This window comes from Paenibacillus hebaui (genome assembly GCF_051934385.1).
Lineage (GTDB): Bacteria > Bacillota > Bacilli > Paenibacillales > Paenibacillaceae > Paenibacillus.
Genome location: NZ_CP196836.1, coordinates 5,560,329 through 5,577,088, shown reverse-complemented (window position 1 = coordinate 5,577,088; position 16,760 = coordinate 5,560,329). Strand labels below are relative to the sequence as shown.

16 protein-coding genes are annotated in these 16,760 nt (G+C 47.4%); 14 read left to right on the top strand and 2 right to left on the bottom strand.

Annotated features, from left to right (window positions below; translation table 11 throughout):
- The first annotated feature begins 13 nt into the window (after positions 1-13).
- The 13 genes from ACR32F_RS25315 to ACR32F_RS25255 all read left to right on the top strand — a co-directional run bounded on the left by ACR32F_RS25315 (position 14) and on the right by ACR32F_RS25255 (position 13,779).
- Positions 14-181: a hypothetical protein gene (locus tag ACR32F_RS25315; protein ID WP_440111950.1), complete on the top strand. Its 168-nt coding sequence runs from the start codon at positions 14-16 to the stop codon at positions 179-181.
- Positions 182-507: 326 nt separating this feature from the next.
- Complete coding sequence (locus ACR32F_RS25310; protein ID WP_440111948.1) at positions 508-1,023, top strand: type 1 glutamine amidotransferase domain-containing protein; 516 nt, start codon at positions 508-510, stop codon at positions 1,021-1,023.
- A 46-nt stretch (positions 1,024-1,069) separates the two neighbouring features.
- Positions 1,070-1,516 (top strand): hypothetical protein, encoded by a 447-nt coding sequence (locus ACR32F_RS25305; protein WP_440111946.1) that lies wholly within the window; start codon positions 1,070-1,072, stop codon positions 1,514-1,516.
- Between the two features lie 713 nt (positions 1,517-2,229).
- Complete coding sequence (gene hisS / locus ACR32F_RS25300; RefSeq protein ID WP_440111944.1) at positions 2,230-3,483, top strand: histidine--tRNA ligase; 1,254 nt, start codon at positions 2,230-2,232, stop codon at positions 3,481-3,483.
- A gap of 215 nt (positions 3,484-3,698) precedes the next feature.
- Positions 3,699-5,477, top strand: a complete 1,779-nt coding sequence (aspS, locus tag ACR32F_RS25295) for an aspartate--tRNA ligase (protein WP_440111942.1) — start codon at positions 3,699-3,701, stop codon at positions 5,475-5,477.
- An 18-nt stretch (positions 5,478-5,495) separates the two neighbouring features.
- Complete coding sequence (locus tag ACR32F_RS25290; protein ID WP_440111940.1) at positions 5,496-6,254, top strand: tRNA threonylcarbamoyladenosine dehydratase; 759 nt, start codon at positions 5,496-5,498, stop codon at positions 6,252-6,254.
- Positions 6,255-6,604: 350 nt separating this feature from the next.
- The gene (locus ACR32F_RS25285) at positions 6,605-7,903 is read left to right on the top strand and encodes an NCS2 family permease (RefSeq protein WP_440111938.1); all 1,299 of its coding nucleotides are present in this window, start codon (positions 6,605-6,607) and stop codon (positions 7,901-7,903) included.
- Between the two features lie 72 nt (positions 7,904-7,975).
- On the top strand, positions 7,976-9,775 hold the full coding sequence (locus ACR32F_RS25280) for an ABC transporter ATP-binding protein (RefSeq protein WP_440111936.1): 1,800 nt from the start codon (positions 7,976-7,978) through the stop codon (positions 9,773-9,775).
- A gap of 138 nt (positions 9,776-9,913) precedes the next feature.
- Positions 9,914-10,579: a TetR/AcrR family transcriptional regulator gene (locus tag ACR32F_RS25275; protein WP_440111934.1), complete on the top strand. Its 666-nt coding sequence runs from the start codon at positions 9,914-9,916 to the stop codon at positions 10,577-10,579.
- Between the two features lie 21 nt (positions 10,580-10,600).
- A complete protein-coding gene (locus tag ACR32F_RS25270; protein ID WP_440120012.1) occupies positions 10,601-11,065 on the top strand; it encodes a DUF4097 family beta strand repeat-containing protein in 465 nt (154 codons plus the stop codon).
- Positions 11,032-11,268, top strand: a complete 237-nt coding sequence (locus ACR32F_RS25265; RefSeq protein WP_440120083.1) for a hypothetical protein — start codon at positions 11,032-11,034, stop codon at positions 11,266-11,268. The genes ACR32F_RS25270 and ACR32F_RS25265 overlap by 34 nt, the downstream gene beginning before the upstream one ends.
- A gap of 20 nt (positions 11,269-11,288) precedes the next feature.
- Complete coding sequence (locus ACR32F_RS25260) at positions 11,289-11,459, top strand: hypothetical protein (RefSeq protein WP_440111932.1); 171 nt, start codon at positions 11,289-11,291, stop codon at positions 11,457-11,459.
- A gap of 133 nt (positions 11,460-11,592) precedes the next feature.
- Positions 11,593-13,779: a HelD family protein gene (locus ACR32F_RS25255; protein ID WP_440111929.1), complete on the top strand. Its 2,187-nt coding sequence runs from the start codon at positions 11,593-11,595 to the stop codon at positions 13,777-13,779.
- Positions 13,780-13,976: 197 nt separating this feature from the next.
- Here the strand turns inward: ACR32F_RS25255 and ACR32F_RS25250 are convergent, their stop codons facing one another.
- The gene (locus ACR32F_RS25250; protein ID WP_440111927.1) at positions 13,977-14,885 is read right to left on the bottom strand and encodes a DMT family transporter; all 909 of its coding nucleotides are present in this window, start codon (positions 14,883-14,885) and stop codon (positions 13,977-13,979) included.
- Complete coding sequence (locus tag ACR32F_RS25245) at positions 14,882-15,625, bottom strand: SDR family NAD(P)-dependent oxidoreductase (protein WP_440111925.1); 744 nt, start codon at positions 15,623-15,625, stop codon at positions 14,882-14,884. The genes ACR32F_RS25250 and ACR32F_RS25245 overlap by 4 nt, the downstream gene beginning before the upstream one ends.
- A 154-nt stretch (positions 15,626-15,779) precedes the next feature.
- Here ACR32F_RS25245 and ACR32F_RS25240 point away from each other — a divergent pair, with 154 nt between their 5' ends.
- A complete protein-coding gene (locus ACR32F_RS25240) occupies positions 15,780-16,670 on the top strand; it encodes a LysR family transcriptional regulator (protein ID WP_440111923.1) in 891 nt (296 codons plus the stop codon).
- Positions 16,671-16,760: the final 90 nt, after the last annotated feature.

The window sequence follows — 16,760 nt, the reverse complement described above, 5'->3', positions numbered from 1 at the left end:
TATCCCACCCATTATGCGTCAATCTGTCAAAGAAACACGTTCCCGGACTGAACCCTTGCTTCTTCCTGGTAATCTGTATGAGTCGTTGAAGCTTGCTCAAGCGGCTGCTGAATGTGTAGCAACGGTCTGGGCACTTCAGGATTCGGACAAAGGGGAACAAAGTCGTCTTCCACGTGCTTGAATGATTTTGTGTTCTGAAAGCTTAGTGAATACCATATGTGTGATATAAAATGGATTAACATAAGTAGCACACCAAAAAAGTCGTGATTCGGTTATCGAATCACGACTTTTTTTGGTGTGTACCCATCCTCTCCTTGCGTCAGGAAATGAAATGATATAATGAGTGGCTTGTTATAAACGGCGCTGGTTAGGGTAATAACAAAACAAGGCACAACGATGTGCCTTATGTAATCCATATTACGGGCATTGGACATTAATTGTAGACATAAAGTGCTGCAAAACACCGATTTCAAAGAAATTTCGAACACGGAAAGGAGAACATACGTTATGAGTAAAGTTGCTTTTTTATTGGCGAGTGATTTTGAAGATTCGGAGATGCAGGTTCCCTACGATGAGGTGAAAAAAGCCGGACACGACGTGGAGATTATCGGTTTAAAAGCTGGTGAAACGCTTAAGGGTAAAGGAGGAAAAGCTTCCTATACTTCCGATAAAGCGATCTCCGAGGTATCTGCTTCAGATTATGACGCAGTCGTGATTCCTGGTGGATCCTCCCCTGAGAATTTGCGTAGTGATGCACACATTCTTAAATTCGTAACAGAGATTAACAGTGCGAAGAAACCAATTGCTGCGATCTGCCATGGTCCACAAATATTGGCAAGTGCCAATCTGTTAAAAGGCCGTACGATTACGTCCTACCCACCGCTTAAGGATGACATGGTGAACGCAGGCGCAGAGTTCAAGGATCATGAAGCAGTGGTGGATGGTAATTACATTACATCCCGAACGCCTGCGGATGAGCCGGCATTTGTCCGCGAGTTGCTGAAAGTCATTAATGGTGTGTAGTTGGCATACGATAAATAGTTTTTATTCCGATAAAGGAGGGTTTGACATGACAAAACATATTCAGGCTTATTTTCGGACCGAAGACGAGGCGGAGGGGGCAAGAACCTCACTTCTGACGTTCCGTACAGAGCATTTGGAAGTAGGGCAATTGGAAAGTGCGATTGGCAGAGACAAGCGGATTATGGTGCCACTGGTACCGTACAATACAGCGGGTGGTGTAGGAACCAATGGAGCCATGGGCGTGGGCGCAGCACCGGGTGTCCCTGCCAGTGAAAATGTAGTCCCGGTTGTCAGCAACGTGGATCGTGATGCTGAACGAAATTCTCGCGACCGGGTGAATGAGGATGGCGATTTGCTGGATGCCTCAGATGTGTCCTCGGCTGACTATGATGATCTGCATTATGTTTTGTCTGCCAAAGTAAGGGATGAGGATTATGAGGAAATCGTTCATAAACTTCGTTCCAACCATGCCTATGTGGAAGAATTGAATTAACGTGTAGAAGTATACAGCCCTTGCCCCACTTGACTTTAAAGTCAGGAGAACTTGCAGGGGCTCTTGTTAGTAAGTGAAGAAGAATTTATTTATAAAGCGCTATCATTTTTGTAATATTACTGTAATATTAGTTAAACAAGGCTTTAACATAGTGCGTTTATAATAACAGACATGACCCCCTTTTTTATATATCTTTTGAACCTGCACACCGTGTGCAGGTCTTTTTTTTTGCTATCTTTCATGTTATCCCTTGACTTTAGTACTGCGGTTCATTACAATCAGAAAATATATAACGATAAAATAATACTAATAACAATATAACTTGATGATTTGATGACGGGACCAAGTACTCCGTGCCCACATGACCAGAGAGGAATCCCCAGGCTGTAAGGATTCTCTTGATGAGCGGACGAATGACTTCCCCGAGAACAGACGGCGAACACATCAGAATTGCATCTGATGTTCACTAGCCGGCCTGCGCAGGACGTGCGTTATACGTAGAGCGGAATATCTGGCTTGATCAGGGTGTTATCAACAATCCTGAATCATTAGATGATTACCTGAACGGCTTAAGTGTCAGGGTTCCGGAATGTGGGTGGTACCACGGGTGAATGTGTAAACACAATCCCTCGTCCCTTGTTTGCTGTATATACAGCGACAGGGCGAGGGATTTTTTTGTTATATAGAGAAAATCAATGCTGGAGGGATGAAAGATGGCTTTTCAAAAACCGACTGGAACGCAGGACTTACTGCCTGGAGTTGTCGAGAAGTGGCAGTATGTAGAAGAAAAAGCGCGTGACTTGTGCCGACGCTTCAACTACCGCGAGATTCGTACACCGATCTTCGAACAGACTTCTTTGTTTGTAAGGGGGGTTGGGGAGACAACGGATATTGTCGAGAAAGAAATGTATACCTTTGACGACAAAGGTAACCGCAGCATGACCCTTCGTCCAGAGGGGACAGCGGGTGTTGTCCGTGCTTATGTGGAAAATAAAATCTATGGCGAGCCGGATGTGAGCAAACTGTATTACATCGGTCCGATGTTCCGGTATGAACGTCCGCAGGCAGGCCGTCAACGTCAATTTCACCAGTTCGGTGTAGAAGCCATCGGTGCCCTGGACCCGGCGATCGATGCGGAAGTAATCGCACTTGGCTATCAGCTGTGTGTAGAACTGGGATTGAAGGATGTTAAAGTGGAGATCAACTCGGTAGGTAATTCAACCAGCCGTGCAGAATACCGCGAGACGTTGCTTGGGTTCCTCAGACCGATGAAAGACAGCCTGTGCAAGGACTGTCAGTCCCGTATGGAGCGCAATCCGCTGCGTGTTCTCGACTGCAAAGTCGATCAGGACAAATTCGTAGGGGCACCGTCCATACTGGATAGCCTGGATGAAGAGTCTTTAAATCACTTCGCCAAGCTGAGAGGGTATCTGGATGATTTCGACGTAGATTACGCCGTAAACAATCGTCTGGTGCGCGGATTGGATTACTACACATTGACTGCTTTTGAATTGAAAGCACAAGGTATTGGTGCGATTGATACAGTCGGCGGCGGTGGCAGATACAACGGTCTCGTTGGAGATATCGGTGGACCTGATCAGCCGGGTATTGGTTTTGGGATTGGTCTGGAACGTATTCAATTGATCCTGGAGCACCAAAAGATTGATGTTAGTTCCTTGGCTCCGCTGGATGTGTACTTTGTCGCCCTGGGTGAAGCAGCCGATCGTGAAGTGAACCGTCAGTTGTTCACACTTCGTCAATCCGGTCTGTCTGGTGAACGTGACTATCTCGGCCGCAAGATGAAAGCCCAGATGAAATCTGCCGACCGCTTTAAAGCGCGTTATACCGCCATTCTTGGCGATGATGAACTAGAACGCGGTGAGATCTCACTCAAGTCGATGGATACGGGTGAACAACAAACCGTGAAGCTCGATGATTTGGTTGCTACTGTACGCGGAAGTGATTAAGCCAAAGGTATAACATTAAAGAGTAAAACATGATGAGTAAAACGATTGATCCGGCAAAATTGATGAGGTTCACAAACCATTCCGACTAAATCGGAGGTTGGCGAGCCAGAGGCAAAATGCCTTTTCGAATACATTGTCTTCACGTAACCGGACTGTTGAAGAGCAGGCTCAGCCTGCCCATACAGACGGAAATTCACATAATGAGGAGTTTGGTTATGAAAAGAAGTCATCATTGCGGCGCATTAACACCCGCACACATCGGTGAAACAGTAACATTGAACGGTTGGGTTCAGACCCGCCGTGACCTGGGGGGCGTACTGTTCATCGACCTGCGTGATCGTAGCGGGATTGTACAAGTTGTCTTTAACCCGGTTTACTCCGGGGAAGCTCTGCAAATCGCGGATCGTGTACGAAGTGAGTATGTTATCGCTGTATCCGGTAAAGTGGTTAAACGGGATGCTGAGACGGTAAACAAAAACCTGCCTACAGGTGAAATTGAAGTTCAAATTACAGAAATTGAAGTGCTGAATGCGGCGAAAACACCTCCATTCTTCATCGAAGATGGTGTCGAAGTCGACGAGTCGCTTCGTTTGAAATATCGTTATCTGGACCTGCGTCGTCCAGAAATGTATGAAACACTGAAACTGCGTTCCAAAGCATCCAAAGTGTTCCGTGACTACCTGGACGGTGAAGAATTCGTTGAAGTGGAAACACCGATCCTGACCAAGAGTTCCCCGGAAGGTGCGCGTGATTATCTCGTACCGAGCCGTGTGCATGAAGGTGAATTCTTCGCCCTGCCACAATCTCCACAAATCTACAAACAATTGTTGATGGTGGGTGGAGTTGAGCGTTATTATCAGATCGCTCGCTGTTTCCGGGATGAGGATCTGCGTGCAGACCGTCAACCAGAATTCACTCAAGTCGACATTGAGACTTCTTTCCTGCAACAGGATGACTTGCTGCCAATGATGGAAGAGCTGATGGCCAAATTGCTGCGTGAAACCAAAGGCATTGAGCTGGAACTGCCTTTCCAACGGATTACGTATGCAGATGCAATGGGGAAATACGGTTCAGACAAACCGGATCTGCGTTTTGGCATGGAACTGGTGGAAATGAACGATATCGTTGCGAACAGTGGTGTGAAGGTATTTGCTTCTGTCATCGAAAAAGGTGGAGAAGTGAAAGTGCTGAACGCCAAAGGCTGTGGCACATGGAGCCGTAAAGAGATCGATGACCTCGGACCATTCGCAGCACGTTATGGTGCAAAAGGATTGGCCTGGATTCAAGTGAAAGACGGCGAGTTCAAAGGGCCAATCGTGAAGTTCTTTACGCCGGAAGAGATCGAAGCAGTCAAAGAACGTACGGGTGCTGAAGAAGGGGACTTGCTGCTCTTCTCTGCTGACACCAAAAAAGTGGTTGCTGATGTACTGGGCGCACTTCGTCTGAAAATCGGCCGTCAACTTGGTCTGATCGATGACAGTAAATTCAAATTTGCCTGGGTTGTAGACTTCCCACTCCTCGGATATGATGAAGATGCGAAACGTTATGTGGCGGAACATCACCCATTCACACGTCCAAAAGACGAAGATGTGCATCTGTTTGACACAGATCCGGGTGCAATCCGTGCACAAGCTTATGACCTTGTTCTGAATGGTTATGAAGTAGGCGGCGGTTCGATGCGTATTTACAAACGTGATGTTCAAGAAAAAATGTTCAGTGCTCTGGGTCTCTCCCCGGAAGTGGCTAACGAGAAATTTGGTTATCTGCTCGAAGCATTCGAATACGGAACTCCACCGCATGGCGGAATCGCTTTTGGTCTTGACCGTCTCGTCATGTTGCTGGCAGGCCGCACCAATCTGCGTGAAACGATTGCCTTCCCGAAAACGGCAAGTGCAACGGATCTGCTCATGAATGCACCTTCAGAAGTGGATTTGGCTCAATTGGAACAGCTTCACATCCGTGTAGCCCGTAAACCGGTGGCGGAAAAGAAATAAAGGAGGCATCGATTCTTAATGCTCCATCAATTTTCAAGAACAGAACTGGCGATCGGACCTGAAGGTCTGAACGCCTTGCGAAATAGTACAGTAGCCGTGCTTGGCATCGGCGGCGTGGGCGGTATTGCAGTGGAAGCCCTCGCCCGCAGCGGTGTTGGACGCATTATCCTGATTGATAAAGATGTGGTGGACATCACCAACATTAACCGTCAGATTCATGCATTGACCACGACAGTTGGCCAGAAAAAAGCGGATCTGATGGTGGAACGTGTGAAACTGATCAATCCGGAATGTGATGCGATTGCGCTGAATATGTTTTACACGGAAGAAACGTATGAGGAATTGTTCAAATATGAACTGGATTATGTGCTGGATGCATCTGACACGATTATCTACAAAATCCATCTCATTAAAGAGTGCCTGAAACGTAAAATTCCGATGATTTCTAGTATGGGTGCGGCTAATAAAATGGACCCAACGAAATTTCAGGTTGCTGACATTTCGAAAACGTCCATGGACCCGATTGCTCGTGTTGTTCGTACAACACTACGCAAAGATGGGATCAAAAAAGGCGTGAAAGTGGTCTTTTCCACCGAAAAGCCGATGAAACCGCGTGCGGATGTTACAGAGAAAATCGTTCCCGAGAATGCTCCGGAAATCCGCAAGGCTAAACAGCCTCCTGCGAGTAATGCGTTTGTTCCGCCGGTAGCCGGACTGATTATGGTCAGTGTTGCCGTTAAGGAATTGATTGAAATTGCAGAGCAAAAACAGCAGTAACTTGCTGCGAACTGAAAGCGTGGATGCCGACAAGGCGTCTGCGCTTTTTTGTGTCCTTATAAGAGGTTGAACTTGGAGCGAACGTATGCTGAATCCCCATGATAGGCGGGGGTGTAGCCCTCAATAATGTTAGAGACGTCATGTACTTCAAAGTCAAAACCGTGTATGATATGGGGTGGCGCGCGAAATGATGATAATACATAGTGAAACGGTAGCTATAGTAGCTGAACATAAAATTTACACAAGAACGAAGAGGACAGAAGAAACCTGGAGAAGTGAAGCTAAAAGCTGTCTGAATGAAAGTTTCTACGGAACCTACGGGCTTATATGGAGAGAGAGGAATAGAACGAATGAAACAAGGATGGATGATTAGACGTCTTGGCCTGGAGCCAGAAGACCAGTGGAAGAAGGAAGTTGTGGCGGGAGCCATTTCCTATTTTGCCGTGGTCTATATTGTTATGGTCAATGCTACAATTCTTTCCGATGCCGGGATGCCCTTGCAAGCGGCCATGGTTGGCACTCTGCTGACATCCATTGCAGGTTGTTTGCTTATGGCGTTTGGCGGAAAGTCACCTATTGTGGTTGTGCCCGGAATGGGGATTAATGCATTTTTCACGTACACACTTGTACACTCTATGAAATTAAGCTGGCAAGAAGCGCTGGCCGTTGTAACGGTTACAGGTATACTGTTTGCGATTGTGGCGTTTACGTCACTCTACAAAATGATTAGCGAGGCGATCCCAAAAAATCTACAGCATGGGATTACGGTGGGGATTGGCTTGTTCCTGACATTCATTGGTTTGCAAAAAAGTGGAATCGTCATCGCACACCAGACCACGTTTGTAGCGATTGGGCACTTCAATGATCCGAATGTCATTACAGCCTGTGTTACGCTGGTGCTTGCTTTGATTTTGTTTATACGTAATGTGCAGGGCGGGCTTCTCATCAGTATTCTTATTGGGACAGGCCTTGCCTATGTACTCGGTGCAGTACATCCGGGTGAATCCGTATCAGCGATGGAAGCGCTGCGTCAATATGGCGGTCTGTTTGGCGAATTGTCTTTGATGAAGCTGGCTGATGTAGCGTTCTGGATTGCGGTATTTCTGTTGCTGCTGATTGTGGTGTTTGAGAATATCGGGCTGATCACGGCTCAGACGCAGATGATTGGTCGTCCAGAGCGGTTCAAAGGAAGTCTGCGCGCCCTATCCATTAGTACCGTGCTGGCAGGCCTATTCGGAAGCAGTCCTCCTGTAGCCGCAGCGGAGACAACTGCCGGAATTGCTGCAGGCGGACGCTCAGGATTAACCCCGCTCGTAACAGCCGTGTTATTTGGAGCTACTTTTTTCTTCATCCCACTGCTCGGTTACATTCCAGACAGTGCGATTGCTCCCATTTTGATCATTATTGGCGGCCTGATGGTACAAGGTGTGAAGGATATGGATTTTGGTGACTTTACAGAGGCGTTCCCAGCATTTCTGATCATGGTCATGATTCCATTTACATATAGCATCGTGGACGGTATGGCGTTTGGATTTATTGCCTATCCGTTAGCGAAGCTGGCAGCGGGTCAAGGTAAACAGGTACCTGTGGTCATGTATGGCATTTCCATCCTCTTTTTGGCCAATTTCGTGCTGCACGGGGTTTTGTAAAATGGCAAGAAACGTAATGTAAGTTTATACGTATGATCTCTGGTGAGCAGATGGAGAACGGGAGGAACAGGAATGGAAGAGCAGCAACAAGCAGGGCAGAATGAGACTAAGGTTGGAAAAAAAGGATTCAAGGATTTTGTGAAGCTGATTGCAACCACAGAGCCTCCGAAAGTAATCCTGATTATAGCGTTGATCCTGACACTCATCCAGACGACAGCAGGATTGATTGTGCCCCTGATGACCAAAGGTCTGATCGATGGGCTGACGATGTCGGCACTGAATAAATCCGTTATTTTCCTGCTGCTGGGTGCATTCGTTATTCAGGCGATTGCTTCTGGCATCAGCATCTACATGTTGAACTATGCGGGTCAAAAGGTAGTCGCAACGCTGCGAACCAAGCTGTGGAACAAAGTATTATCGTTGCCGATGCCTTATTTCGACCGAAACCGTACAGGTGACACGATGAGTCGGATTACGAATGATACGAGTCAGATTATGACGCTAATTGCGGATTATCTCGTTTCTTTTGTATCCAATATCGTTGCAGTTGTGGGTGGGGTAGCTTTGCTTTTCTATCTGGATTGGGTCATGTCACTCATTATCCTGAGTCTGGTTCCTCTGACGCTGCTGATTCTGTTGCCTGTGGGACGTAAAATGTACAAAATCTCCAAAAAGCAGCAGGATGAAATGGCCGGACTTACTTCTGTGCTCAGCCAGGTCATCGGTGAGATTCGATTGGTGAAGGCCTATGGTACCGAGAAACAGGAAGCAGACGCGGGGGATTCTCGTATTGGCAAAATGTTTGCTTTTGGATTACAGGAGGCTAGAATTCTGGCACTGATCGGTCCACTCTTTACTTTTGTCATGACCGCTGTACTGGTAGTCATCCTCGGTGTAGGTGGAATGCGGGTAGCTTCGGGATTGCTGTCTCCAGGGGAACTGGTTGCATTCATCCTGCTATTGTTTCAGGTGATTATGCCGATGGGGCAATTCACGACGCTGTATTCACGTTTGCAAAAAGTTGTGGGTGCGACAGAACGCATACAGGCTATTCTGGCGCATGAAGAAGAACCGCGTCACAGTACCAAGATTGCTCCAAAGGGCAATGATACGATTACATTCCACAACCTACACTTCTCTTATGTAACAGGGGAAGAAGTACTGCACGGGATCAATCTGACCGTTCCGGCTCGTAAAGTAACGGCCATCGTAGGTCCGAGCGGCAGCGGGAAATCGACATTGTTCTCCCTGATGGAACAGTTCTATCTTCCCGATTCTGGCGGTATTTCATATGGTGGACAGGCGGTAACCGATTATTCTTTATCCTCCTGGCGCAGCAAGATCGGATATGTTTCACAGGAGAGCCCGTTGATGGCTGGGACAATCAAGGACAATATCACATATGGACTGGGCCGTGAGGCAAGTATGGACGAGATCAGGCATGCGGCAGATATGGCGTATTCCTCGGCCTTTATTGACAAGTTGCCTCAGGGTTATGAGACAGAAGTGGGGGAACGCGGGATCAAGCTTTCCGGGGGTCAACGTCAGCGGATCGCTATTGCTCGTGCACTGTTGCGCAGCCCAGATATTCTGATGCTGGATGAAGCAACGTCCAGTCTGGATAGTACATCGGAACATGAGGTGCAGCAAGCTTTATCCAACCTGATGGAAGGAAGAACGACGGTTGTTATTGCGCATCGCTTGTCCACCGTCGTGGATTCCGATCAGATTGTTGTGCTTGAGCAAGGCCATGTAACAGGAACCGGAACACATGCAGAATTGATAAGCTCACATGCGGTTTACCGTGAGTTGGCACAGAAACAGTTTGTGGCACAGGAAGGCCATACTGCTACGATACAAAACGAAGAGTAATCTCCAATTCTGGAGGGTTTCCGCTGTATACCCAAGAGGTATCTCAACGGAGACTCTCTTTTTCTTTGTTTTTTGACAGTGAGACCAACATACTCTATATTATAGATACCGACCGTTGGTATCTATAAGGAGGTAATTATGGCCAGAAATAAATACCCTGAGCAGACACTGGACCTGATTCTGGCAGTCTCAACTCAAATGTTTACCGAAAAGGGATATGAAAAGACCAGTATTCAGGACATTATAGATAAATTGGGCATGTCCAAAGGTGCAATATATCACCATTTCAAGTCCAAGGAAGATATCCTCAGTGCAGTGATGGAGAAGGAGCTTGGACGGGCGGAGGACATGTTTATGGAACTTATCCAGAACACGCATGCCCCAAATGCAAGGCAAAAGCTCATCAACATTTTGGAAAATATCATTATTGATCCTGGAATCCAGTCCAATTCAATTGATCAGGTTCTTAGCACTCAGATCAAGAATCCGCAGTATGTTCTTGCTGGAATCAGAAAAGGCGTTCTGAAGGATGCCCGAATTATTGCCGGTATTATGGAACAGGGCAAGCAGGATGGGTCTATTTCGGTTGAATTTCCTTTGGAGTGTGCCGAAATATTCATGTTGCTCGTCAACATTTGGATTAACCCTCTTCTTTTTGGTCGAGATCAGGAACAGACATTGGAGAGACTCAAGTTTCTACAGCACATGATGAAGCTCTTGGGAGCGGATATCGTAAGCGAACAGCTCATTCAGCGAATTGCAAATCGGCATGCCAACACGGGAGGTTATGCGGAGGTGGAATAAGCATGCACATAATTGTTTGAAATGGAGAGGAAAAAGATGTTGAAAAGTAGTGAACTTGCCATATGCAAGAGCATAGACATTGATCAATCCATTCATGATATACAGCTAAATTGGTTGTCAGGAGATATCAGAGTTTTTCCGAGTGTGGATGAACTGATTCACGTCATACAATATGCGGATACGTGGTTTTCCAAGCGAAGGCTGATGCAAGTTAACATTCAAGGGGGTACCTTAAGCATTGTGGACGGGAGAAAAAGGAGAGGCCTCGTTGGAGTAAATGTCGGTAGAACAGCATTGGAGATTCATCTACCTGCTCGGGTTTTTGATAGTATTTTGCTAAACTCCACAGGAGGACAACTCCGGTTGAATCGGCTTCTGGCCACTCGCTGTCAATGCAAGATCACCTCAGGTAGTGTAGACCTATCAGGGAGGATGGAGGAGCTTCGGAGAGCTTGCATTCCGTATCCACGGGGGCAAAGGCAGTGATTTCCATTCCAGATAACGAAGGTTTCGAAATTTTGCTTAAAGAAAGATCAGGAGCGTTAAAAAGTGATTTTGATTTGACTCCCCTTCATGGGGACAACAGCTATCTAATATACAAAAGTGGAAAAAGTGAATTCCAAATGGATATTCGGGGAGGAGCTTTTCACCTAAAAGCTAAGAAATGTAAGACTGACCGTATGTACTGAAAACAAAGGGGGCAGATATAATGGCTGGTTGGATCGTAGGAATCAGCTTTTCCACTATCGTACTGCTGATCGGGATTTACGGCGCATTGAACAGCAGACGCAGGCGGGTCAGAAACAAGTGGGCCTGGTGGTTTATCTTGTTCGGTTGTTGTGCGCTTGTCAGTGCCATCATTAATTATCAATTCAGATAAGCTTTGCCTGAAAAAAACAAGCCTACAAAACGGATGTGGCTTTCAATTGCCCTATGTGATATAGTAAATATCCTTTTGTGTCGTCAGTGATTGGCTATGCAGAGCAAACATATTCTTAGGAGGTAACTGAAACATGTCAGACAGCTTTCAAAGTGCCTATCAAGAAGAAGAGTACAGGTTAGAGCGAACGATGGAGGAAGTGGACAGTCAGCTGGAACGACTGCAAAATACGCCGGTCTATACCGGTCACGACTTCACAGAACAAGTGCTGGAAGCCGGACGCGAAGAGCGCCGCACCGCCTTGTCCAAGAGCGCGCAGCAACCCTATTTCGGACGCTTGGATTTCGAAGAACAGGGCAGTGGTTCACGGAAGCCGCTGTATATTGGCAAAATCGGCGTAGACCGCGAAGAGGTGGGAGAGCATCCGCTCGTCATCGATTGGCGTGCTCCTGTCGCAAGCCTGTTTTACTCATTTACCGGAGGGGAAGCCTCCGCAACGTATGAAGCCCCGGAAGGGCTTATCGAAGGTCTGGTATACCTGAAACGAAACGTTGTCATTCGGCAACGGATCTTGGAACGTGTAGCGGATACATATAACCGTGACAGCGACCAGCCAGCGGTATCTGACGAGTTTCTCGTCTATCGTCTGGGAGAGAACAAGGATAACAAACTCCGCGACATCGTATCCACGATTCAGGCAGAGCAGGATCTGATTATTCGTGCGGCAAGAAACACCGCGTTGATCATTCAGGGTGTGGCCGGATCTGGGAAAACAACGGTTGCCCTGCATCGACTTGCCTTTTTGCTGTATCAGTACAAGGAGCAGGTATCTGCGGAGAAAATGGTTATTTTTGCACCCAACCACATGTTCCTGGATTACATCTCGGATGTGCTCCCGGAACTCGGTGTAGGGGACATTCAGCAGCGGACATTCCCGGATTGGGCGAAGAACCTGCTGGGGCTGGAGATGCCTTTGGCGGATACGTCGGAGACATTGAACACCTGGTTTGAAACACCCGATGCACGGCCTGAGTTGAATGACGATGTTCCTGGACGGTACAAAGGATCAATCCGCTTCATGGAGCTCATTCGGGAGTGGCTATCGGGTATGGAAAAGGAGTCTGTGCCAGATATGGACTTCAGTCCTTGGGATGGCGGAGTGCTCAGCAAGACGGAGATCGAGAGCTGGTTTGGTGAGGAATACAAACATTATCCGCTGGCTAAACGCAAAGAACGGGTCATGGCGCGTGTTCACCGCTGGATTGAGATGGAGCTCAAGAAGCCTATGCCTGAAGCTGTGCGCAAAGAACGCAAGAAAAAAGCAGCAACTCGTGAGAAAGCCTATGCCAAGAAATGGCCTCAATATGAACCGCTTACGCTGTACAAACAACTGTTCAAAGCGGTAAAGGGTGGCTCTGTACCAGCCTCGCTCAGCGGGCTTATTCCCAAAGGCGTCATGAAGCAAACAGCAGCGGATCTGAAGCAGGATATCGTCCGTGAAGAAGACTTGCCTGCATTAGTATACATTCATACACTGGTTCATGATATTGAGGGTTCGGAGCGATTCGATCATGTTGTCATTGATGAAGCGCAGGACTTCTCTCCTTTCCATGTGGCGTTATTAGATCAGTTCGTCAAAGGGCACTCCTTCACCATACTGGGTGATTTGTCCCAAGGGATTCATGAGTACCGTGGTGTTCATGCCTGGGAAGAGATGAGTTCTCTATTTCCTGAGGAACAGAATGCTTACTTTGCATTGACCCGGAGCTATCGCTCCACGATGGAAATTATCGATTATGCGAATACGACTCTGGAACGGGGTGTCAAGAGCGGGATTACGGCGATACCCGTTTTCCGGAGCGGTGATCCAGTTCGGACGTTGGCCTATGGGAAAGAAGGGCGCACAGCAAGCTTGGAACAAGCTTTAAAGCTGTTAACAGTCAAAGACTACCGAACCGTCTCCATTCTGACCCGTACGCTGCGTGAAGCAGAGGAACTGCATCGGGAACTGCAGGCCGCAGGCTGGGATCTGAATCTGATCGATGGTGGCAAAAAGCAGTACACGGGTGGGCATTCTGTTTTACCTGTCTACCTGTCCAAAGGATTGGAGTTCGATGCGGTCATTGTGGCAGATGTTGATCAGAAGCATTATTTGCCGAATGCAGGCGATGCGAAGCTGTTGTATGTTGGTTGTACACGGGCTTTGCACGAATTGTGGTTGTTCCATGACGGTGAACTGCCGTTCTATGCGGCTGCAACACATAATCCGGATGGTGAGCCCGTAACGATTCAGGGTTGGCCTGAGAGTGACATCAAGTAACCTGAGCGAAGCGTATGTAATATAAATAAGCATTATATAAAAATGAAAGGCATGACGTTCATGGGCAACTCCCATAAGCGCATGCCTTTTTCTGCTTTTGTGTGACAACTAATCCTCTTGAACAAGCAAATTGTACCTCTGACCAAGCATAGGTGGGGAATACCTGTTTAACTTGCCGACGAAGAACGCCGGGGAGTTCAGGATATACGGTCTTCTTTTGTCATTCTGGATGAGCGCCGGTTGACCAGGAAAATGCCGACACCAATGAGTAAGCCGCCTGCCAGAGCAAACCACTGGACATGCTCTCCCAGCAAAATCCAACTCGACAGCACACCAAAGAACGGTGCCAGAAATAGATAGGAACTGGTCTGGGCCGGATCACTATGCTGCAATACATAAAACCAGAGTGAGAACTGAATGATGGAGCAAACAAGCGTCAACCAGATCAGCACCAGAACTGAGGTGGTGTTCACCATAAAGTAAGGCTGTTCGGTCCATGTGCTCAGAAGGAGCAGCACAGCACCTCCGGCGAGCATCTGATAGGCAGTTAAAACAAAGGTATCGTAACCATCACCCCAGCGTTTAATGAGCAACGTGGATACCGCAAAGGAGATCGCCCCACCGAATCCAATCCAGGTTCCAGGACTAAAGCTCATATGCCATCCGAAGGTTAACATAATCCCCACGAAACCAAGGATAACACCAAACCACTGGCTGAAACGATAGGTTAACCGATATAAGAGAGCGCTGAGAATAATGACTAACAACGGATTGGTAAACGTAATAATGGCTGATTCACCGGATGTAATCCAGTTCATGCTATAGTAGGCGCAACCCATCACTCCTGCGGATTGGAACAGGCCGATCAGGAATATTTTCAACCATGCTCGCCACTCGCTAGGTAAAGGGCGTTTACGCAACATCAAAGCCATCAAGCCACCTGCCAGTACATAACGTATGCCCATGAGCAGGAAAGGTGGAGCATACAACATGCCGATCTTGCCAACCGGAAAAGAAGTGCCCATGATTAGCGTTGTCAAAATGATCAATAATGTATATTTCAATGGTTTTATTGTGTGGGTGCTTTTTTCATTACTGGAGCTCATAGCGTCTGTCCGCTATCTACAGTAATCAGCTGTCCGGTCATGGATTGCTGTTCAAGCGCAGCACATATCATGTGTGCGATATCCTCAGGGGAGGGTATTTTCTGCAATAACACTTCTCCACCGAGACGTTGCATTCGCTCCTCGTTCCCAGCCCACCACCGTGTGGCAACTGCGCCAGGAACGATGGCATTCACCCGAATATGTGGTGAGAGTGCGTGCGCAAGCGATAAGGTCAGGCCGTGAACTGCCGCTTTGGAGACGGCGTAAGGAAGGGAGGAGCCAGAGCCCGTACTGCCCGCTATGCTGCCCAGATTCACGATGGAACCACCCCCGGCCCGCTTCATTCCTTCCGTCACAGCACGAGCGCAATAAAACATGCCCTTCACATTCACATCATACAATTCATTCCAGACGTCATCCGTAACCGATTCCAGATCATGTAGGGGAATATGATGAGTAATACCGGCGTTATTTACAAGTGCAGTTATTGAGCCGTATGTCTCGGTTACTGTAGTAACCATCCGCCGGACGTCATGGTCATCGGCAACGTTAGCTTGAATGGCGAGGGCTTGGCCTCCTGCATGCAGAATATGTTGAACGGTCTCATTTGCTGCATCTCGTGAGCGGGAATAGTTGACGGCGACTAAGGCTCCACGCCCAGCCAGCAACAGACTTACAGCCCGGCCTATGCCTGTTCCACCACCTGTGATCAAAACTACTCTGTTGTTCCAGTATGTCATGCTGAACACTCCTTATCGTGATCCAGTTAGTTGACTATATAAATTAAACTATACAGTTATGGATTTACATGAATTGTAGTCCTGTTTACACATGAAGTATAATGATTGGTAATGAAGTGGATATCATTTTGAATGATGTCAGAGTGGAGGGGCTATGGAGAGCGGAGATCTGAGAATATTTCAATGTGTTGCACAGGAAGGGAACCTGACCAAGGCTGCTTCTAAATTGGGGTATGTTCAATCAAACGTAACGGCACGAATCAGACATTTGGAAGCAGAAGTAGGTACAACGTTGTTTATTCGCCACAACCGAGGCATGACGTTATCTCCAGCCGGAGAGATGCTACTGGCCTACGCGGATAAAATTATTGGTTTGCTGAATGATGCTTCTAAGGCGCTTCGGGCAACGAGCACGCCATCCGGTCCAATGCGAATAGGATCTACACAGACTGCGGCTGCAGTACGACTACCTGAACTTTTTGCCAGATATTATAAACAGTATCCGGGCGTCTCCTTGTCACTGGCTACTGGCAATTCGCAGATGCTTATGGATCAGGTTATTGGGTATGAATTGGAAGGAGCATTTATAGGCTGTTCCTGTGATCACCCCGATATTGCTTCTATTCCCATATTTGATGAGGAACTATTTGTAGTCTCTTCTGGTATGGGTCCTACGGATGAAGATCTTAAGAGTAAACCCATTCTTGTCTACAGCATGGGGTGTTCCTATCGTCAGGTTTTGGAGGAATGGTTAGTGATGGGTGGTGTTACCCGCCCAGTGATCATGGAATTCGGAACCCTTGAAGCGATTATTAGCGGGGTCACGTCCGGCATGGGAATTTCGTTGTTACCAGAGATTGTAATTCGGCATCAGATCGAAAATGGATTACTGCGCACGCATACACTCCCCGTAGGTATGAATCGCATGATGACTCATTTTATTACTCGCAAGGATGCCTTTGTCAGCAGTGCACTTCATGCGTTTATGGCTATGTTGCCACGGGAGTATGATATGATAGAGAGTAAAGATCCGTCAGAAGTGTAATATACAACAAGTCATGATTGAATAAAGTTTAATAGCAGGCACAAGCATGGGTGAGAACCTGGTGAATTGTGGCGAGTATATAGTATAGGC